The sequence below is a fragment of the Enterobacter sp. CGMCC 5087 genome, assembly GCF_003144775.1.
GTDB lineage: Bacteria > Pseudomonadota > Gammaproteobacteria > Enterobacterales > Enterobacteriaceae > Enterobacter > Enterobacter cloacae_M.
In genome coordinates, this window is record NZ_QFXN01000087.1 from 32,616 (window position 1) to 51,039 (window position 18,424).

Below are 18,424 nucleotides of genomic sequence, written 5' to 3' on the forward strand. Positions count from 1 at the left end.
CAACAAACAAGGAGATAACAGCATGAAATGTGGAATCAAAGCACTGTTAATTACGCTGGCTATTGCCACCACCGGGATGAGTGCGGGTGCGATGGCGTCGGCCCCCGCCGCCAAAACACAAGCTACCCAGAGCAAGTCCGACGCGGCAGCGCCGGTGCAAGGGCAAACCAAAGCGACAGACGCCGGTAAAAATGCGGATGATGACGGTACGCGGGTCAGTATCAATTCTGCCTCTGCGGAAGATCTCGCCCGTGCGATGAATGGCGTGGGCCTGAAAAAAGCGCAGGCCATCGTTAGTTACCGCGAAGAGTATGGCCCTTTCAAAACGGTCGACGATCTCAAGCAGGTGCCGGGCATGGGCAGCGCGCTGGTTGAGCGCAACCTCTCACACCTGACGTTGTAATTACGCAATTTCTTGCACTGCGGCAAAATTTTGCCAGGATAAAGAGGTCATACCAGTTATGACCTCTCTTCCTACAATAACAGTAAAGGCTATTGCGCTATGCAGACAAAAATCAAAGTACGCGGTTTTCATCTCGACGTTTATCAGCATGTGAACAATGCTCGCTATCTTGAGTTTCTTGAAGAAGCGCGCTGGGACGGGCTGGAAAATAGCGAAAGCTTTCAGTGGCTGACCGCGCACAACATCGCGTTCGTGGTCGTCAATATCAACATCAACTACCGCCGTCCGGCCGTGCTGGGTGATGTACTCACGGTGACCAGCCAGGTGCAACAGATCAATGGCAAAAGCGGGGTCTTAAGCCAGGTGGTGACGCTCGATCCAGAAGGGCAGGTGGTCGCAGATGCGTTGATCACGTTTGTCTGTATCGATCTGAAAACGCAGAAAGCGCTACCGCTGGAAGGGGAATTGCGGGAAAAGCTGGAGTTGATGATAGCTTAGAAAGTTTGTCTTTTATAAAAGACAAAAGGATTTTTCAGGGATAGAATAATGGACAGGGACTATGTCGTTGAACGCTACCGGACCCGTGACGGAAAAGTACCGTTTGAGGAGTGGGTAACGAAGATGAAGCGAAAGGATCCGGAGTTAGCGTTTCGGATCCTTCTGCGAATTGACCTTGCTGAGAAAGGGAATTTCGGCGATTACCGATATCTCAGAGAGGGTATCTGGGAATTGAAAATTGATTGTGGTCCCGGCTATCGAATCTATTTTTCGGTACAACATTGGAAGATCCTGTTGTTGCTGATCGGCGGTGACAAAAAGAGTCAAAAAACTGATGTGAAACTGGCAATAGATTACTGGAAAGATCATCAAAAGGATAAACCGGATGAGCAAGATCCAACGAAAATTTTCTAGTTCCATCAGCCATGATGACGCCGTCGTAAAAATGCTTCGTGAAGACCCTTCCTGTGCTCAGCTATATCTGCAGGTTGCGTTGGATGAGATATACGAAGAGCAGGGGATCCCTGCATATTTAATCGCATTAAGACGTGTCATCGAATCCCGCGGCGGCATAGGTGAAATCGCTGCCAAAGCAGGTCTGTCCCGTCAACAGCTATACCGAACCCTATCAGACAACGGCAACCCAACGCTGACAACGCTGATGAAAGTCACCCGTGCTGCCGGTGTGAAACTGTTCGACAGCACGGTCAAGTAGCCCTATTTAAGCCCGGTTTTTTTCTGCATCGCGGCCATCACGCCGGGTTTATCGGCAAGATAGTGGTTAAGCCCGTTAGCGCGTAGATTACAGGCCGCACACTGGCCGCAACCGTCGCCTTTGATACCGTTATAGCAGGTGAGCGTTTCGCTGCGAACCAGGTCCAGCTTGCCCCAGTAATCCGCCAGCGCCCAGGTTTCGGCTTTATCCAGCCACATGAGCGGAGTTTCAAAGCGCGTCTCTTTCGCCATCCCCAGATTGACGGCGTGGTTTAGCGCTTTCACGAACTCATCACGACAGTCCGGGTAGCCGGAGAAGTCGGTCTCGCAAACGCCCGTAATCACCGCTTCGGCTTTAACCTGGTAGGCGTAGATCGCCGTCAGGGTCAGGAAGAGGATATTACGGCCCGGCACGAAGGTATTCGGAATGCCGCTGGCATCAGGTTCGTAGTCCGGGACGGGAATACTGTCGCGTGTGAGGCTGCTCACGGCCAGTTCATTTAACAGCGTAACGTCCAGCACCTTGTGCGCGCGTGCACCTAGTTTCAGAGCAAGTTCACGGGCAACGTCGATTTCAGCGCGGTGGCGCTGACCATAATCGAAAGTGACACAGTGAACTTCATCGTACTGATGAAGGGCCTGAACCAGGCAGGTAGTAGAGTCTTGTCCTCCGCTGAACACGACGACGGCACGTTTCATAAATCATCTCGACTGTTACGGTAAAAACGTTATGTTACCGTCTGCCTGTGGCGGCGACCAGCTTCTTCACGATTTAGGGGCGGGAAGCCAGGCTTCGGTAAAGTCAAACCAGCCGCGGGTATTGAGACGTATACCATTCACGCCTGGTGGAGCACTGATTTGGTATTGATAATTAAAGAGTGGCGTCAGCACCGCACTCTCCATTAGCCGGTTGAAGATGGCTTGCAGCCCCGCGTGTCTATCCCGAGCCTCAGCCTGAGTCTGTACCGCATCCAGCGTGGCTTGCAGATGAGCGTAAGCCGGAGCGCTAAGAACGTGCGGCCAGAGGGCATCGCAGCGAAGCCACTGTTCCAGCGTATATTCTGGCGCTTCGCCAATAAGCCTGTCGCCCATCATGATGTCTGCATCGGCAAGCTCCAGGCATCCGTCCCACGTCTTGGCGTCGTGAAAGATGACGGTCAGTTCACACCCCTGTAGCGCCAGGTATGCCTTCAACTGGCTGGCCATGGTGTGAAGCTCAACAGGGAGATGGTAAACCAGCGTCAACGCTTCAGGGAGGGGTACGTCCGATAAATCAGGCCAATCGGGGATGGTCCACCCGGGGAGCAGTTCCTGAGTGGGCGTGATAAGCCCTTCGTTTAGCGGAAGCGTGTGGAGAAGCCTGGAGAGATGAATGATATTGATAAGCCGCTTTGCCTGAATCTCACTCAGGCGGGCGCTCTGTTTTAGCGTGAGGTAGCAGAACCCCAGGCTGGTGCTGCTGCTTACCAGCCGCAGACTTTCCAGCTCGTCGGCCTCGCCGATCGCGATTTGCACCGGGTGACGACAGCTGGTGCCCAGGCTGTAATCAAAAAGCTGGGGAGTGATCCAGTATTCGATGGCTTTGAGCAGCGGATGGCTCAGGTGATACTGCTCATGGCTTTCCAGACGAACCAGGTCGGGCTCAAAAGCGGCCAGCCGAAAGGGGCCACTGCCAACCGCAGGATGGTCGGGATGCGCCAGACGGCTACAGTAGGTTGCCAGCCTGTGCGGCAGCCAGTAGTCCGGTTGATGCAGCGTAAACGTCAGACACTGAGGATGCGTTGTTTCAATACATAAGACGCTCTGAAACAGAGTGCGCAGGGCAGGAAGCGTCAACAGCGCTGTCAGACTTCGCTGGAGTTGCGCCGTTTCTATTTTATCGCCGTTATGCCAGTGCAGGGTGGAGCGAATGTAGAAATGCCAGCGCAGGCCGTCAGCAGAGACATCCCAGTGATGCGCCAGATCGCCCGCGGGTTCACTGCTGTTACCGTTAAAACGCGTCAGGCCTGAAAACACCTGTCCCGCCAGATGCTGCTCTGCCCGGCCCGGTAAAAAACCCGGCTGAAGCGGCTCCAGCGAGCGATAGTAGGGGATGCGCAGCGTCGGCGTGTCGTTTTGCCACTGCCCGCCCAAAAAAGGATGCAGTAATGACCGCAGCGCTTCAGGGGCAAGCTGGGCCAATTCCAGCGCGTTATGCTGCTGCCCGCTTTTCAGCGCCTCTTCCATCATCGCATTGCGCAGTGACTCCGGGGCGACATGGAACGTTAGCTCACCGCGCTTACCGCGGCCAGACTGCGCTCGCCAGCTGAGCCAGCCCGCCTCCTGGGCCTGACGCAGCAACGTTCGGACATGCCGCTCGCTGCAAAAACAGCGGGCGGCCAGCTCGCTGATAGTGACCTGTTGCGTTGCACCCTGGGAAGGCTGCCAGAGGCGGTGATACTGATTGAGTCGATTGAGCTGGCGCATAAAAAACCCGGAACAATAATTTTCATCTATTCACTATTACTTCCGTATATCTCACACGATACTGATGCACAAGTTAACTGCATCACATTTCGGGAGTAATCATGGCTCGGCTCGCTGCATTTGATATGGACGGTACGCTGTTAATGCCGGATCACCGTTTAGGGGAAAAAACCCTGAACACGCTGAAGCGCCTGCACGAGCGTGATGTTACCCTGACGTTTGCCACTGGCCGCCATGTGCTGGAGATGCGCCATCTGCTTGGTGCGTTTTCCCTCGACGCTTTTCTGATTACCGGCAACGGGACGCGAATTCATACTATAGAAGGCGATGTACTGCACCGTCAGGATCTCAATCCGGAAGTGGCGGATATCGTGCTGCACAGCACCTGGGACACGCAGGCCAGCGTCCACGTCTTTAACGATCGCGGCTGGTTCACCGGAAGCGAAATCCCGGAATTATTGCATGCGCATGTTTACAGCGGTTTCAAATACCAGCTTATCGATCTGCGTCGGATCCCCGCCCATGCGGTAACCAAGATCTGCTTCTGCGGCGATCATGACGATCTGTGCCGCTTAAGGATTCAGCTGAATGAGGCGCTGGGCGACCGGGCGCACCTGACCTTCTCGGCGGTGGATTGTCTGGAAGTGCTGCCGGTGGGCTGTAACAAAGGCTCCGCTCTGGCGGTACTGAGCGACCACCTGGGCTTAACGCTGCAGGAGTGTATGGCGTTTGGTGACGCCATGAACGACCGCGAAATGCTGGGTAGCGTAGGTCGCGGTCTGATCATGGGGAATGCGATGGCGCAGCTGAAAGCAGAACTTCCCCATCTGCCGGTTATTGGCCACTGCCGCAATGAAGCAGTGTCCCATTTTTTGACGCATTGGCTGGACAACAATAATCTCCCGTATTCCCCCGAATAGTGAGACCCTTCCAGCAAGCCAGACTTCGGTCTGGCTTTTTTTATTTCACCAGTTCGGCAATCTGCGCTTTCCACGGGGCGATATCGCCGATGTTGGCCTGCACCCACTCCGCGTTGTAGTAGGTATCGAGATAACGCTCGCCGCTGTCGCACAGCAGCGTGACGATGGAACCGGTGCGGCCCTCTTCGCGCATACGGGCGGCAAGCTGCAGTGCGCCCCACATATTGGTGCCCGTCGATGCGCCCACTTTGCGGCCCAGCTGCGTTTCCAGCCAGTGCGCCGTTGCCACGCTTGCGGCATCCGGCACGCGCATCATCTCATCCACGACGTCGGGGATGAAAGAGGGCTCCACGCGCGGGCGGCCAATACCTTCAATTTTACTGCCCACCGGGCTGCGCAGTTCCGCATTGCGGTTTTGCCAGTAGTCGAGGAACACGGAGTTCTGCGGGTCAACCACCATCAGTTGGGTATCGTAGCCCTGACAGCGGATATAGCGTCCAATCGTGGCTGACGTGCCGCCGGTACCGGCGCTCATGACGATATAGGACGGAACCGGATGCGGTTCGTGGGTCATCTGGCGGAAAATACTGTCGGCAATGTTGTTATTGCCGCGCCAGTCCGTCGCGCGCTCGGCGAAGGTGAACTGGTCCATATAGTGACCGTTCAGCTCGCGGGCCAGCATTTCGGAGGCGGCGTAGATTTCGCAGGCGCTTTCCACAAAGTGGCTGCGTCCGCCGTAAAATTCGATCTGTTCGATTTTGCGTTTTGCTGTGCAGGACGGCATCACCGCGATAAACGGCAGGCCCAGCAGGCGGGCGAAATAGGCTTCGGACACCGCCGTTGAGCCGGACGAGGATTCAATAATAGTGGTGCCTTCTTTAATCCAGCCGTTACATAAACCGTATAAAAACAGCGAGCGCGCCAGGCGATGCTTCAGGCTACCGGTGGGATGGGTGCTTTCATCTTTCAGATAGAGCTGAATGCCGTCAAATCCCGGCAGGGAAAGGCGAATCAGGTGCGTATCCGCCGAGCGCTGATAGTCGGCATTGATTTCGCTGATCGCATGTTTAACCCAGGTGCTATTCATCATCGTTATCCGTTTGTCATTTTGTGCCTAGGATAGCGAAAAGCACAGAAAAAATTGTTGCTATCTGGCCTTTAAAATAGAATGAAGAGAGAAAAATTTTCTCTGTGAGGTGGGTATGCTAGATAAAATTGACCGCAAGCTCCTTTCATTGCTGCAAAATGACTGTACCCTCTCTTTGCAGGCGCTGGCAGATGCCGTTAATCTGACCACCACTCCGTGCTGGAAGCGCCTTAAGAAGCTGGAAGATGACGGCATTCTTCTGGGGCGCGTCGCGTTATTAGATCCCGAAAAACTGGGGCTTGGGCTGACGGCATTTGTGCTGATAAAAACCCAGCATCACAGCAGCGAGTGGTATTGCCGCTTCGTCACTCAGGTGTCTGAGATGCCCGAGGTGCTCGGTTTCTGGCGTATGGCCGGAGAGTATGATTACCTGATGCGCGTCCAGGTGGCCGACATGAAGCGCTATGATGATTTCTACAAGCGGCTGGTGAACAGCGTACCGGGTTTGTCGGACGTCACCTCAAGCTTCGCCATGGAACAGATTAAATACACCACAGCATTACCCATTGAATAACTTCGTAAAATACCTTCAGGAACAAACCGCGTGCGATTATTTGCCCAATTAAGCTGGTACTTTCGTCGGGAGTGGCAACGCTACCTCGGTGCAGTCGCCCTGCTTATTATTATTGCCATCCTGCAGCTGATCCCGCCGAAAGTGGTGGGATACGTCGTGGATGGCGTCACCGAACAGCATTACACCACCGCACGGGTGTTGATGTGGGTCGGCACGCTGGTGCTGACGGCGGTCATTGTTTATCTGCTGCGCTACGTCTGGCGCGTGCTGCTGTTTGGTGCGTCCTATCAGCTGGCCGTTGAGCTGCGTGAAGATTTTTACCGCCAGCTGAGCCGACAGCATCCCGAATTTTATCTGCGTCATCGCACCGGGGATCTCATCGCCCGCGCGACGAACGACGTCGATCGCGTGGTCTTTGCCGCCGGGGAAGGGGTGCTGACGCTGGTGGACTCGCTGGTGATGGGCTGTGCGGTGCTGATCGTGATGTCCACGCAGATCAGCTGGCAGCTAACTCTGCTCGCCCTGCTGCCGATGCCTATCATGGCGCTGGCGATCAATCGCTATGGTGAACAGCTGCACGAGCGCTTTAAGCTGGCCCAGGCGGCGTTTTCATCTCTGAACGATCGCACCCAGGAGAGCATGACCAGCATCCGCATGATCAAAGCGTTTGGTCTGGAAGACCGGCAGTCAGCGCTGTTTGCCGCCGATGCGGCAGACACGGGGGCGAAAAACATGCGCGTCGCGCGTATCGACGCCCGTTTTGACCCGACGATTTATATCGCAATCGGCATGGCAAATATGCTGGCCATTGGCGGCGGAAGCTGGATGGTGGTGCAGGGCACGCTTACCCTGGGGCAATTGACCAGCTTTGCGATGTATCTGGGTCTCATGATCTGGCCGATGCTGGCGCTGGCCTGGATGTTTAACATCGTGGAGCGCGGCAGCGCCGCCTACAGCCGCATTCGCGCCATGCTGGCCGAAGCGCCGGTGGTCATCGACGGTAGCGAAGCCCTACCGGAAGGGCGCGGCGTCATGACCGTCGACGTCCGCAAGTTTGTCTATCCGCATACGGAGCATCCGGTGCTGGAGAACGTCAGCTTTACCCTGCAGCCAGGGCAGATGCTGGGCATCTGCGGCCCGACGGGATCCGGCAAAAGTACCGTACTCTCTCTGCTTCAGCGGCATTTTGACGTCACCGAGGGCGATATCCGCTTCCACGATATTCCCCTGACCAGACTGCTGCTGGACGAGTGGCGCGGTCGCCTGGCGGTCGTCAGCCAGACGCCGTTTTTATTTTCGGACACCGTGGCGAACAACATTGCCCTGGGACGCCCTGGGGCGACGCAGGACGAGATTGAACATGTAGCGCGTCTGGCCAGCGTACATGATGATATTTTGCGTCTGCCGCAGGGCTACGAAACGGAAGTCGGGGAACGCGGCGTCATGCTGTCCGGCGGGCAAAAGCAGCGTATTTCGATTGCCCGCGCGCTGCTGCTGAATGCTGAAATCCTGATCCTGGATGATGCGCTTTCCGCCGTGGACGGCCGTACCGAGCATCAGATCCTGCATAACCTGCGCCAGTGGGGCGACGGACGCACGGTGATTATCAGCGCCCACCGTTTGTCAGCGCTCACTGAGGCCAGCGAAATTGTGGTCTTACAGCACGGGCACATTGCCCAGCGCGGACAGCATGAAACGCTTGCCGAGCAGCCGGGCTGGTATCGCGATATGTACCGCTATCAACAGCTTGAGGCGGCGCTGGACGATGCGCCGGAGCAGGATGAGGAGGCCGCCAATGCGTAAGCTCGGAACGATGTGGCCGACGCTCAAACGTCTGCTGGCCTACGGCTCGCCGTGGCGTAAACCGCTCTCCGTGGCCGTGCTTTTACTCTGGATAGCGGCGATTGCTGAGGTGAGCGGTCCGCTGCTCATCAGCTATTTTATCGACAACATGGTCGCCAAAAGCTACCTTCCGCTGGGGCTGGTGGCGGGTTTAGGCGTGGCCTACGTTGGCCTGCAGCTGGCGGCGGCAGGACTGCACTATGCGCAGTCGCTGCTGTTTAACCGTGCAGCCGTGGGCGTTGTTCAGCAGCTGCGTACGGATGTGATGGACGCGGCGCTTCGCCAGCCGCTTAGCGAGTTTGACATCCAGCCGGTCGGGCAGGTGATTTCGCGCGTGACCAACGATACCGAGGTGATCCGCGATCTGTACGTTACCGTGGTCGCGACGGTGTTACGCAGCGCGGCGCTGATTGGCGCGATGCTGGTGGCGATGTTCAGCCTCGACTGGCGCATGGCGCTGGTGGCGATCACCATCTTCCCGGCGGTGCTGATTGTCATGGTCATTTACCAGCGCTACAGCACGCCAATCGTGCGTCGGGTGCGCGCGTATCTGGCCGACATCAACGATGGCTTCAACGAAGTGATCAACGGCATGAGCGTCATCCAACAGTTCCGCCAGCAGGCCCGCTTTGGCGAACGCATGGGTGAAGCCAGCCGTTCGCACTACATGGCGCGTATGCAGACGCTGCGGCTTGATGGTTTCCTGCTGCGTCCGCTGCTGAGCCTTTTCTCGGCGCTGGTGCTTTGCGGGCTGCTGATGCTCTTTGGGCTGAGCTCAAACGGTACGATTGAAGTGGGCGTGCTGTACGCCTTTATCAGCTATCTGGGACGCCTTAACGAGCCGCTGATAGAACTTACCACCCAGCAATCGATGCTGCAGCAGGCGGTTGTCGCCGGTGAGCGCGTGTTTGAGCTGATGGACAGGCCGCGCCAGGCCTACGGCAATGACGAGCGGCCTCTGCAAAGCGGGGCTATCGCCTTTGATAACGTCTCGTTTGCCTATCGCGAAGACCGGCTGGTGCTGCAGGACATCACGCTTGACGTTCCGTCGCGCGGTTTCGTGGCGCTGGTGGGGCACACCGGCAGCGGTAAGAGCACGCTTGCCAGCCTGTTAATGGGCTATTACCCGGTCACGCAAGGTGAAATCCGCCTCGACGGGCGCCCGCTCGCGTCTCTCAGCCATACCGTGTTGCGTAAAGGCGTTGCGATGGTGCAGCAGGATCCGGTCGTACTGGCCGATACCTTCTATGCCAACGTGACCCTGGGACGGGACTATTCAGAGGCGCAGGTTTGGGCGGTACTGGAAACGGTGCAGCTGGCAGAGCTGGCGCGCGGGTTCAGCGACGGGATCAACACGAAGCTGGGCGAGCAGGGCAACAACCTCTCCGTGGGGCAAAAACAGCTCCTGGCGCTGGCGCGCGTCCTGATTGAAACGCCACAGGTGCTGATTCTTGACGAAGCCACGGCCAGCATAGATTCCGGCACCGAGCAGGCGATTCAGCAGGCGCTGGCCGCAGTACGCGACCATACAACGCTGGTGGTGATTGCTCACCGTCTTTCCACCATCGTCGACGCGGACACTATTCTGGTGCTGCATCGCGGACAGGCCGTTGAACGCGGTACGCACCGTGAACTGCTGGAAGCAAAAGGGCGCTACTGGCAGATGTACCAGCTGCAGCTGGCGGGCGAAGAGCTGGCGGCCAGCGTGCGTGATGAAGAGTCGCTTAGCGCCTGATGCACTAAAATGAGGCGCCGCGCTAACAGTCATTCCTGTTGGTGCAAAACTGAAACGCATCCTGCACCGGCATGGTGCGTTTTTTTTTACCGGTTCATTTATCAGGACCGTGTAACGCACATCGCACCGCTATTCCCTCACGTTTTCATTTCTGGCACACCCCTTGCAATAACTTCTGCGTAAGCTGCGGCCATTACCGAATTCTGACTGGAGGGGATCTATGAAGCTGGTTACGGTTGTAATCAAACCATTCAAACTCGAAGACGTGCGCGAAGCGTTGTCTTCAATGGGTATTCAGGGACTGACTGTCACCGAAGTGAAAGGCTTTGGTCGTCAGAAGGGTCATGCCGAGCTTTATCGCGGGGCGGAATACAGCGTTAACTTTCTGCCAAAAGTAAAAATTGATGTCGCGATTGCTGACGATCAGCTTGATGAAGTCATTGATGTCATTAGCAAAGCGGCCTATACCGGCAAAATTGGCGACGGCAAAATTTTCGTTGCCGAACTGCAGCGCGTCATTCGCATCCGTACCGGCGAATCTGACGAAGCGGCACTGTAATTAACGCCTGGCACACAGTGATAGGGATCGAGAAAATGAAGATAGCAACACTTAAAACGGGTCTGGGTTCGCTGGCACTGCTGCCGGGCCTGGCGCTGGCAGCTACCCCTGCGGTGGTCGACAAAGCCGATAACGCCTTTATGATGATCAGCACCGCGCTGGTGCTGTTCATGTCAATTCCGGGCATTGCGCTGTTCTACGGCGGCCTGATCCGTGGCAAAAACGTTCTCTCCATGCTGACGCAGGTTGCCGTGACGTTCGCACTGGTCTGCGTGCTGTGGGTGGTTTACGGTTACTCGCTGGCGTTCGGCACGGGCAACGCGTTCTTTGGTAACTTCGACTGGGTGATGCTGAAAAATATTGAGCTGACCGCGCTGATGGGCAGCTTCTATCAGTATATCCACGTTGCGTTCCAGGGCTCCTTCGCCTGTATTACCGTCGGGCTGATTGTGGGCGCGCTCGCCGAGCGTATTCGTTTCTCTGCCGTGCTGATCTTCGTGGTGGTCTGGATGACGCTCTCCTATGTGCCGATTGCGCACATGGTCTGGGGTGGCGGTCTGCTGGCAACGCACGGCGCGCTGGACTTCGCGGGCGGTACCGTTGTACACATCAACGCCGCGGTAGCGGGCCTGGTGGGCGCCTACCTGATTGGCAAACGCGTGGGCTTCGGTAAAGAAGCGTTCAAACCGCACAACCTGCCGATGGTGTTTACCGGTACGGCTATCCTCTACTTTGGCTGGTTTGGCTTCAACGCCGGCTCGGCAAGTGCAGCAAACGAAATCGCCGCGCTGGCCTTCGTGAACACCGTTGTGGCCACGGCCGGCGCAATCCTCTCCTGGGTGTTTGGCGAGTGGGCGGTACGCGGTAAACCGTCTCTGCTGGGTGCCTGTTCGGGTGCCATTGCCGGTCTGGTTGGCATTACGCCAGCGTGTGGTTATGTCGGCGTGGGTGGCGCGCTGCTGGTCGGCCTGGTGTCCGGTCTGGCGGGTCTGTGGGGCGTGACCGCACTGAAACGTGTGCTGCGCGTTGACGACCCATGCGATGTGTTTGGTGTTCACGGCGTGTGCGGTATCGTGGGTTGTATCATGACCGGTATCTTCGCTGCGAAATCGCTCGGTGGCGTGGGCTACGCAGAAGGCGTGACCATGGTTCATCAGGTGCTGGTGCAGCTGGAAAGTATTGCAATCACCGTTGTCTGGTCTGCCGTTGTCGCTTTCATTGGCTATAAGCTGGCGGATATGACGGTGGGTCTGCGCGTACCGGAAGAGCAGGAACGCGAAGGTCTGGACGTCAACAGCCACGGCGAGAATGCGTATAACGCCTGATAAACAGCAAAACGGCAACTTCGGTTGCCGTTTTTATTGTGTATTCCCTCTCCCCGTGGGAGAGGGTCAGGGTGAGGGCATCAGGCCGCACAAGGCAAAAGCAAAACGGCAACCTTTGGTTGCCGTTTTTAATATGTATTCCCTCTCCCCGTGGGAGAGGGTCAGGGTGAGGGCATCAGGCTGTACACAATCACCCGCGATTACGCATTACCCCTTCCTGCACCGTAGACGCGACCAGCACGCCGTCCTGAGTATAAAACTCCCCGCGCACAAATCCGCGCGCGCTCGACGCTGACGTACTCTCCACGCTGTAAAGCAGCCACTCATTCATGTTGAACGGACGGTGGAACCACATGGAGTGATCGATCGTCGCAACCTGCATCCCTTTTTCCAGGAAGCCAACGCCGTGCGGCTGCAGCGCCACCGGCAGGAAGTTGAAATCTGACGCATAGCCCAGCAGATACTGATGCACGCGGAAATCTTCCGACACGGTCCCGTTAGCCCGGATCCAGACCTGGCGCTTCGGCTCGGCGGTATGGCCTTTCATCGGGTTGTGGAACTCAACCGGGCGGATCTCCAGCGGCTTATCGCAGAGAAACTTCTCTTTGACCTGCGGCGGAAGCAGATGCGCCAGCGCGCGGGCGATATCCGTCTCTGACTTTAAAGAGTCGGGTGACGGAGCCGGGGGCATCACCTTTTGATGTTCGTAGCCGGGTTCCGGCGCCTGGAAAGAGGCGGTCATGTAAAAGATCGGCTTGCCGCTCTGAATGGCCGCTACGCGGCGTGCGCTAAAGCTGTTGCCGTCTCGCAGGACTTCAACGTCATACACAATCGGTTTTGCGCTATCGCCAGGGCGTAAGAAGTAGCTGTGGAATGAATGCACCAGACGGTCTGCCGGGACAGTCTCCTTTGCTGCGTACAGTGCCTGTCCGACAACTTGCCCCCCGAAGACCTGGCGTAAGCCGAGATCTTCGCTCTGTCCGCGAAAGAGTCCTTCCTCAATTTTTTCCAGATTCAGTAATGTCAGCAGATTGTTCAGTGCCTGACTCATAGTTGTCCTCAATAAACGCCGTAGCGAAAGATAGGCAGAGTATAACGCAGAAATGAAAGTGGTCCGATGGGTAGAATAATCTGAATATCGGCACGTTTTCAGGCATAAATCGGTGATCTGTGCCACACTTGGATACGTTATGTGATTGAAACGACATCGGATGGGATCGATCCCGCTGGTGCATTGATAAGGAGACTTCAATGAAACTCGTGCCCATGCTAAGTGGTGTAGCTATAGCGGTGGCGTTGTCCGCCTGTGCCGGTAAGAGTGCCCAGGTGCCGGTACCAGCAGCAGACCCGAACGGGATTAATACCCTTTCACAGCAATCCATTCAGCAGCCTAATGTTTCCGGTACCATCTGGATTAAACAGAAAGTTGCGTTGCCGCCGGATGCGGTATTAACCGTAACGCTGTCTGATGCTTCTCTGGCCGACGCACCGTCGAAAGTTGTGGCCCAGCGTGCCGTTCGTACTGAAGGCAAGCAGGCGCCGTTTAGCTTCGTGTTGCCGTATAACCCTTCGGACGTGCAGCCTAACGCCCGTATCCTGCTGAGCGCAGCGGTAACCATCAACGGCAAGCTGGTGTTTATCACCGATACGGTCCAGGAAGCGATCAACAACGGTGGGACAAAAATCGACCTGAACCTGGTGCCGGTACAGCAGACCGAAGTGCCGGTCGCACCGCAGACCAATCAGCCGTCCCTGCCAACCCCACCGACTCAGATGTAATTTCTGCATTTCCCCTCTCCTCCGGGAGAGGGGTCAATACACCCAGCGAAACTTCTGCAAATCGATCTGACCCGACCCTGACACCTGCACCCCTTCTGAAAGTAACGCCTGATGCTGACGCTGAAGATCTGGCCCGGTGAGCGAAATGGCGCCATGACGATTCACCACCCGATGCCAGGGCAGCGTACTGCCTTCCGGCAGCCGTTTAAGGACGCCGCCAACCTGTCGCGCCGCGCGCGGGGAACCGGCCAGACGCGCGACATCACCATAGGTGGTGACGTAGCCTTCCGGGATTGAGGCCACGATTTGCCATACGCGCTGTGGAAAGGAGTCGTGTTCGTCCATACCTTTACCTGTGGGGAGTGTCTGGAAAGCTATGGTAAACGAAGATCTTCATGATTGCTGCGCCTGTTTGCGCAAGAAACCAGCATCCGGTTGCTGGTCGCTTGCAATTGGGCTTTAGCACAGGGATAATGCGCCAGCGCGTTGGTTATCAACGCTCTCAATGGGGGCTCTGTTGGTTCTCCCGCAACGCTACTCTGTTCACCAGGTCAGGTCCGGAAGGAAGCAGCCAGGGCAGACGACGTGTGTGCCGGGATGTAGCTGGCAGGGCCCCCACCCATTTGTGGCCTCATAAGATTCTTCAGCTTCACCTCTCCCTCAAATCATTACTCCACAATAAAACTACGCCTATATCGTGTAATATATATTTCATTGCACTGAAATATTATTGTCATAAACCTGTAATAATAGACTGTCATTTTATAATCGGACGGTTATTTTCTTCCATAACTCAAAAAAATATATATCTGGATAACATTGTTAAGTTCGTGTATTAAATAAAGTACTTATTCCGAAGGGAAGTGACAAACATGGCTACAGCGGTATTAAACGTTAAGATTGATGACGCGCTAAAAGAAAGGCTTCGCCACTATGCGGAAGTCAATAACGAGAATTTAAGCGTGACGACAGAGAAACTGCTGCTGCTGGCGTTCGAAGCAGTAGAAGAGGCGGGAGTATCGGAAGAGGATATTGATAATCAGCATACGGAAGAAGAGAGTGTTTCTCCTTTTACTCCTAAAGAAATCAAGGCGCTACGTAAACTTCTGAAGAAGAGAAAATGAAACAACAACTGTCAACCGCCAGTGACTACAACGAGGCCTGCGATCTGTTGCGTTCAGGCTACGTGAAGCATGTACGTCTTGGCTGGAATGTTGGAAGCGATGAGTTCTTTCGAATTGCGTCTGACTGGTGTGATACCGGTGCAAAAATAAAGAAAGACGGTGATAACTTCGTTATTTCACTAAAAGGCTTTCCTATTCCTCCTCAGCATTAAACCCTGACCAGTGAAAACTGCTGACTGCATATGTTACAGTCAGCAGTTTTTATTTTATGACCTGCTTCAAATATTTTAATATTAGATCACGCTGCGTTTTAACGATGGCACGTTTTTATTCAGGGCGAGCCATAACGGTTTGATCCTCAGTAACGCCTGCTCAAGCTCTGTCGATTCCAGCGAGAAGGGCATACGTAAATAGCGGTCAAACGCCCCTGATAAACCAAATCGCGTCCCGGTTCCCAGGTTAATCCCGATTATTTCTGCCCGTGCGGCAAGCTGTGTCGCCAGCATGCCCGGGAGCTCTATCCAGTAAGAGAGCCCGCCTTCCGCCTCGTGGAATTTCCACTCCGGGAAATGTTCGCGCAGCAGGTCACCACAGCGATCGCGCCGTTCTGCCAGCATCTTCCGGCGTGCGGGCAGAAACGTCTCGCTGTTATTAATGAGCCATTGCATTGCGAGCTGTTCCAGCAGCGGCGAGCCTAAATCCAGGGTATCCCGCGTCTGGGCAAGCGTGGCGATGATGCGCGATGAGGCACGGATCCAGCCGAGACGCAGCCCGCCCCAGAAGCTTTTACCGGCAGAGCCTAAGGTGATGACGGTGGCCTGCGGGTTAAAGGCGGCCAGCGGCGGCGGGGGAGGCGCATCAAACCAGAGATCCACCATCGTTTCATCCACCACCAGCGCCGTGCGGGTTTGGGCTGCAATATCCGTGATGGCCCGACGGGTGGCGATATCCATACAGCGCCCGGTCGGATTATGAAAATCTGGCATCAGGTAGGCCAGGCGCGGCGCCGTCTGGGCAAGCGTTGCGGCAAAGCCATCCGTATCCCAGCCGGTTTCCGGCAGCGATACCCCGACTGGCCGACACTGCGCCCCCTGAATGGCGGCAATCGCAAGCGGATAGGTGGGATGATCGACCACGACGCGGTCCCCCGGCCCGGTCATCATCCGCAGCACCAGCGCAAAGCCGCTGACTGCGCCATTGACCACCATCACTTCGTCTGCGCGGGTGGGAAGACCCCGCGCGGTGTAGCGCGCAGCGATGGCCTCCCGCAGCGTCGGCAGCCCTAGCTGATCGTAGCCCGTCAGCGAGAGATGCGGGGTAATGGCCGTGAGCGCATGGGCATAAGCCTGATGGATCTCCGGCCCGGCATTCAGGGCGGCAGTGGAGAGATCCAGTGCGGCGCTCGCCGCGGAAAGGGTGGGAACGGCGCGCGTGTCAGGAAGAATGACCCGTGACCCGCTGCCGTGGCGGCTTTCAAGGTACCCTTCTTCACGCAGGTGGGCGAGGGCGCTGCTGACGGTGGTTCGGCTCACGTCCAGCGCCGTGGCCAGCTCACGCTCGCCCGGCAGCCGCGTATTCAGTGCCAGACGTCCATCAAGGATTAACAAACGCATCGCGTCGGCCAGCTGTCGCCAGAGCGGGGTGCGTGATGAGGCTTGCTGCCAGTGGCCTAAAAGGCGTACCAGAGACTGGCTTCCGAAACGACGTGATGACATATGCAGTCCACTATTTGAAAACTGGACATTAATCATAGTGCCATTTTAGGTCAGGATGAAAGCCTGGTTCACTGGAGAAGATAAAAATGGTACGTCGTCTGCTACAACTCTATGTCGGTTTAGGACTGTATGGCCTTTCCACCGCGATGTTTATTCGTTCCAATTTGGGTGTCGATCCCTGGGATGTGTTTCACCTCGGGGTGGGGATGCAGCTGGGGATGACTATCGGGACGGTGATCATTGTGACCGGCGCTGCGGTGCTGCTGCTGTGGATCCCGCTGCGCCAGATGCCGGGCCTTGGCACGATCAGCAACGTGATTTGTATCGGTCTGGCGGCGGACGCCAGCATGGTGCTTATCCCGGAACTGGATTCGCTAGCCGTTCGAATCGCTTTCCTGGTATCGGGCATCGTGATGAACGCGATTGCGACCAGCATGTACATTGGGGCCGGTTTCGGAGCAGGCCCGCGCGACGGTCTGATGACCGGCATTCACGCCCGGCTGGGGTGGTCCATTCGCAGCGTGCGTACATCAATTGAGGTGTCCGTTCTGCTGATTGGGTGCGTGCTTGGCGGCACGTTTGGGGTGGGAACCGTACTGTATGCTCTGACCATTGGCCCGCTTATTCAGCTCTGTCTGCCCTGGTTCCGCCAGAAGCCGCGCATTGCGGAAATACCGCAGCCGGAGCGGGTTGTTTAATTTTGCGAAGCGCTCACATGTTTTAACGGCGTCGCTGTGCCAGAATAGACGCTTCGAAAATCGCGATGCCAGAAAGCATGAAAGCAATCACCCTCTATGATGTCGCCCTCCTTGCGGGGGTTTCTTATCAGACCGTTTCCCGCGTCATTAACGACGCGGAACATGTGTCTGCCCGCACGCGAGAAAAGGTGCAGCAGGCGATGGCGGAGCTGCACTACGTTCCTAACCTTCGGGCGCAGCAGCTGGCGGGGAAACGCACCCGTACGCTGGGCCTCATCACCACCGACCTGGCCCTGCACGCGCCTTCGCAAATTGTGTCGGCGGTCAAATCGCGTGCGGCGGAACAGGGGGCGAGCGTCCTGATTTCCATGGTGGAGCAACCCCGGCAGTGTCAGGCCGCGCTTCAGGCGCTGCTGGCACAGCGGGTGGACGCGCTGCTGGTAAATGTGCCGCTTGACGATCCGCACGCTGAAGAGCTCAGGGCGCTGGCGTCGCCCATCCCGGTGCTGTTCCTCGATGTGGCGCCCTCAGCGCGGGTAAACAGCCTCGTGTTTAACGCGGAGCTGGGGGCGCGTCTGGGCGTTGAGCATCTGCTTTCGCTGGGGCACCAGCGCATTGCCCTGCTGAGCGGGCCGGAAAGCTCGGTCTCTGCGCGGGCGCGCCTGGCGGGCTGGAAAGCGACGCTGGCGCAGGCGGGTCTTAACGCGGCGGCTGTGGCCTACGGTGACTGGAGCGCGGCCAGCGGTTATGAGAAGGGACATGTGCTGCTGGCTGCGGCGGCATTACCGGACGCGATTCTGGTGGCGAACGATCAGATGGCGCTCGGGGTGATGCGCGCCTGCGCGGAAAAAGGAGTAGCGATCCCCGGCCAGCTTTCGGTGGTTGGGTTTGACGATACGGCCGACAGCGCCTGGTTTTCCCCGCCGCTGACGACCATTCGTCAGGCGTTTCGCGAGGCGGGCGAACGCAGCGTGGAGTGGCTGCT

The 18,424-nt window shown here is 56.7% G+C and carries 21 protein-coding genes and 1 other RNA gene; 16 read left to right on the forward strand and 6 right to left on the reverse strand.

Annotated features, from left to right (window positions below):
* Positions 1-22: 22 nt before the first annotated feature.
* The 4 genes from DEO48_RS07955 to DEO48_RS07970 all read left to right on the forward strand — a co-directional run bounded on the left by DEO48_RS07955 (position 23) and on the right by DEO48_RS07970 (position 1,616).
* Positions 23-403, forward strand: a complete 381-nt coding sequence (locus tag DEO48_RS07955; protein WP_045400681.1) for a helix-hairpin-helix domain-containing protein — start codon at positions 23-25, stop codon at positions 401-403.
* A gap of 99 nt (positions 404-502) precedes the next feature.
* Positions 503-901 carry a YbgC/FadM family acyl-CoA thioesterase gene (locus tag DEO48_RS07960; protein WP_024906822.1) on the forward strand — a complete coding sequence of 133 codons (399 nt, stop codon included), beginning with the start codon at positions 503-505 and terminating at the stop codon, positions 899-901.
* 48 nt (positions 902-949) lie between these two features.
* Entirely contained in the window at positions 950-1,315 is a 366-nt protein-coding gene (locus DEO48_RS07965; RefSeq protein ID WP_109844825.1) for a type II toxin-antitoxin system RelE/ParE family toxin, read from the forward strand.
* Complete coding sequence (locus tag DEO48_RS07970; protein WP_109844826.1) at positions 1,287-1,616, forward strand: addiction module antidote protein; 330 nt, start codon at positions 1,287-1,289, stop codon at positions 1,614-1,616. Before DEO48_RS07965 ends, DEO48_RS07970 begins: the two co-directional genes overlap by 29 nt.
* Before the next feature lie 2 nt (positions 1,617-1,618).
* Here DEO48_RS07970 and queC read toward each other — a convergent pair whose 3' ends face one another.
* Positions 1,619-2,314 (reverse strand): 7-cyano-7-deazaguanine synthase QueC, encoded by a 696-nt coding sequence (gene queC, locus DEO48_RS07975; protein WP_109844827.1) that lies wholly within the window; start codon positions 2,312-2,314, stop codon positions 1,619-1,621.
* Between the two features lie 66 nt (positions 2,315-2,380).
* Positions 2,381-4,081: an SgrR family transcriptional regulator gene (locus tag DEO48_RS07980; protein ID WP_109844828.1), complete on the reverse strand. Its 1,701-nt coding sequence runs from the start codon at positions 4,079-4,081 to the stop codon at positions 2,381-2,383.
* Positions 4,082-4,182: 101 nt separating this feature from the next.
* Between DEO48_RS07980 and cof the strand changes: the two genes are divergently transcribed.
* Positions 4,183-5,001, forward strand: a complete 819-nt coding sequence (cof, locus tag DEO48_RS07985; RefSeq protein WP_109844829.1) for an HMP-PP phosphatase — start codon at positions 4,183-4,185, stop codon at positions 4,999-5,001.
* A gap of 40 nt (positions 5,002-5,041) precedes the next feature.
* Here cof and DEO48_RS07990 read toward each other — a convergent pair whose 3' ends face one another.
* On the reverse strand, positions 5,042-6,091 hold the full coding sequence (locus DEO48_RS07990; RefSeq protein ID WP_219933005.1) for a PLP-dependent cysteine synthase family protein: 1,050 nt from the start codon (positions 6,089-6,091) through the stop codon (positions 5,042-5,044).
* Between the two features lie 112 nt (positions 6,092-6,203).
* On the opposite strand from DEO48_RS07990, the gene DEO48_RS07995 reads away from it, so the two are divergent.
* From DEO48_RS07995 to amtB, 5 genes are all read left to right on the forward strand, one after another.
* Positions 6,204-6,662 (forward strand): Lrp/AsnC family transcriptional regulator, encoded by a 459-nt coding sequence (locus DEO48_RS07995; RefSeq protein ID WP_023310581.1) that lies wholly within the window; start codon positions 6,204-6,206, stop codon positions 6,660-6,662.
* 30 nt (positions 6,663-6,692) lie between these two features.
* Positions 6,693-8,465 (forward strand): SmdA family multidrug ABC transporter permease/ATP-binding protein, encoded by a 1,773-nt coding sequence (locus tag DEO48_RS08000; RefSeq protein WP_059446563.1) that lies wholly within the window; start codon positions 6,693-6,695, stop codon positions 8,463-8,465.
* Entirely contained in the window at positions 8,458-10,239 is a 1,782-nt protein-coding gene (locus tag DEO48_RS08005) for a SmdB family multidrug efflux ABC transporter permease/ATP-binding protein (protein ID WP_109844831.1), read from the forward strand. Before DEO48_RS08000 ends, DEO48_RS08005 begins: the two co-directional genes overlap by 8 nt.
* 220 nt (positions 10,240-10,459) lie before the next feature.
* Entirely contained in the window at positions 10,460-10,798 is a 339-nt protein-coding gene (gene glnK / locus DEO48_RS08010) for a P-II family nitrogen regulator (protein WP_008503304.1), read from the forward strand.
* A 35-nt stretch (positions 10,799-10,833) separates the two neighbouring features.
* Complete coding sequence (gene amtB, locus DEO48_RS08015; RefSeq protein WP_023310584.1) at positions 10,834-12,123, forward strand: ammonium transporter AmtB; 1,290 nt, start codon at positions 10,834-10,836, stop codon at positions 12,121-12,123.
* A gap of 190 nt (positions 12,124-12,313) precedes the next feature.
* Here the strand turns inward: amtB and tesB are convergent, their stop codons facing one another.
* Entirely contained in the window at positions 12,314-13,174 is an 861-nt protein-coding gene (gene tesB, locus DEO48_RS08020) for an acyl-CoA thioesterase II (protein ID WP_109844832.1), read from the reverse strand.
* A gap of 200 nt (positions 13,175-13,374) precedes the next feature.
* Between tesB and DEO48_RS08025 the strand changes: the two genes are divergently transcribed.
* Positions 13,375-13,902, forward strand: coding sequence for a YbaY family lipoprotein (locus DEO48_RS08025; protein ID WP_008503301.1), 528 nt, complete (start codon positions 13,375-13,377; stop codon positions 13,900-13,902).
* A gap of 33 nt (positions 13,903-13,935) precedes the next feature.
* On the opposite strand, the gene DEO48_RS08030 is transcribed toward DEO48_RS08025, so the two are convergent.
* Positions 13,936-14,247, reverse strand: a complete 312-nt coding sequence (locus tag DEO48_RS08030) for an MGMT family protein (protein ID WP_109844833.1) — start codon at positions 14,245-14,247, stop codon at positions 13,936-13,938.
* A gap of 170 nt (positions 14,248-14,417) precedes the next feature.
* On the opposite strand from DEO48_RS08030, the gene ffs reads away from it, so the two are divergent.
* The 3 genes from ffs (at position 14,418) to DEO48_RS08045 (ending at position 15,238) form a co-directional block, all read left to right on the forward strand.
* An RNA gene (ffs, locus tag DEO48_RS08035) (signal recognition particle sRNA small type) lies at positions 14,418-14,514 on the forward strand.
* Between the two features lie 260 nt (positions 14,515-14,774).
* Positions 14,775-15,026, forward strand: a complete 252-nt coding sequence (locus DEO48_RS08040) for a hypothetical protein (protein WP_023310587.1) — start codon at positions 14,775-14,777, stop codon at positions 15,024-15,026.
* Positions 15,023-15,238 carry a hypothetical protein gene (locus DEO48_RS08045; RefSeq protein ID WP_023310588.1) on the forward strand — a complete coding sequence of 72 codons (216 nt, stop codon included), beginning with the start codon at positions 15,023-15,025 and terminating at the stop codon, positions 15,236-15,238. Before DEO48_RS08040 ends, DEO48_RS08045 begins: the two co-directional genes overlap by 4 nt.
* An 81-nt stretch (positions 15,239-15,319) precedes the next feature.
* Here the strand turns inward: DEO48_RS08045 and DEO48_RS08050 are convergent, their stop codons facing one another.
* A complete protein-coding gene (locus tag DEO48_RS08050; protein ID WP_109844834.1) occupies positions 15,320-16,741 on the reverse strand; it encodes a PLP-dependent aminotransferase family protein in 1,422 nt (473 codons plus the stop codon).
* A gap of 86 nt (positions 16,742-16,827) precedes the next feature.
* On the opposite strand from DEO48_RS08050, the gene DEO48_RS08055 reads away from it, so the two are divergent.
* Together DEO48_RS08055 and DEO48_RS08060 are read left to right on the forward strand one after the other, a co-directional pair.
* On the forward strand, positions 16,828-17,439 hold the full coding sequence (locus tag DEO48_RS08055) for a YitT family protein (RefSeq protein WP_109844835.1): 612 nt from the start codon (positions 16,828-16,830) through the stop codon (positions 17,437-17,439).
* A 77-nt stretch (positions 17,440-17,516) separates the two neighbouring features.
* On the forward strand, positions 17,517-18,424 hold a 908-nt coding region (locus DEO48_RS08060), incomplete at its 3' end, for a LacI family DNA-binding transcriptional regulator (protein ID WP_109844836.1).

Coding starts and splice junctions, on each gene's coding strand:
- amtB (WP_023310584.1), top strand. CDS start 10,834: ATGAAGATAGCAACACTTAAAACGGGTCTGGGTTCGCTGGCACTGCTG.
- DEO48_RS08050 (WP_109844834.1), bottom strand. CDS start 16,741: ATGTCATCACGTCGTTTCGGAAGCCAGTCTCTGGTACGCCTTTTAGGC.
- DEO48_RS07955 (WP_045400681.1), top strand. CDS start 23: ATGAAATGTGGAATCAAAGCACTGTTAATTACGCTGGCTATTGCCACC.
- DEO48_RS07995 (WP_023310581.1), top strand. CDS start 6,204: ATGCTAGATAAAATTGACCGCAAGCTCCTTTCATTGCTGCAAAATGAC.
- DEO48_RS07965 (WP_109844825.1), top strand. CDS start 950: ATGGACAGGGACTATGTCGTTGAACGCTACCGGACCCGTGACGGAAAA.
- DEO48_RS07990 (WP_219933005.1), bottom strand. CDS start 6,091: ATGATGAATAGCACCTGGGTTAAACATGCGATCAGCGAAATCAATGCC.
- DEO48_RS08040 (WP_023310587.1), top strand. CDS start 14,775: ATGGCTACAGCGGTATTAAACGTTAAGATTGATGACGCGCTAAAAGAA.
- cof (WP_109844829.1), top strand. CDS start 4,183: ATGGCTCGGCTCGCTGCATTTGATATGGACGGTACGCTGTTAATGCCG.
- DEO48_RS07970 (WP_109844826.1), top strand. CDS start 1,287: ATGAGCAAGATCCAACGAAAATTTTCTAGTTCCATCAGCCATGATGAC.
- DEO48_RS08005 (WP_109844831.1), top strand. CDS start 8,458: ATGCGTAAGCTCGGAACGATGTGGCCGACGCTCAAACGTCTGCTGGCC.
- DEO48_RS08025 (WP_008503301.1), top strand. CDS start 13,375: ATGAAACTCGTGCCCATGCTAAGTGGTGTAGCTATAGCGGTGGCGTTG.
- queC (WP_109844827.1), bottom strand. CDS start 2,314: ATGAAACGTGCCGTCGTCGTGTTCAGCGGAGGACAAGACTCTACTACC.
- DEO48_RS08045 (WP_023310588.1), top strand. CDS start 15,023: ATGAAACAACAACTGTCAACCGCCAGTGACTACAACGAGGCCTGCGAT.
- DEO48_RS08055 (WP_109844835.1), top strand. CDS start 16,828: ATGGTACGTCGTCTGCTACAACTCTATGTCGGTTTAGGACTGTATGGC.
- DEO48_RS07980 (WP_109844828.1), bottom strand. CDS start 4,081: ATGCGCCAGCTCAATCGACTCAATCAGTATCACCGCCTCTGGCAGCCT.
- tesB (WP_109844832.1), bottom strand. CDS start 13,174: ATGAGTCAGGCACTGAACAATCTGCTGACATTACTGAATCTGGAAAAA.
- glnK (WP_008503304.1), top strand. CDS start 10,460: ATGAAGCTGGTTACGGTTGTAATCAAACCATTCAAACTCGAAGACGTG.
- DEO48_RS08030 (WP_109844833.1), bottom strand. CDS start 14,247: ATGGACGAACACGACTCCTTTCCACAGCGCGTATGGCAAATCGTGGCC.
- DEO48_RS07960 (WP_024906822.1), top strand. CDS start 503: ATGCAGACAAAAATCAAAGTACGCGGTTTTCATCTCGACGTTTATCAG.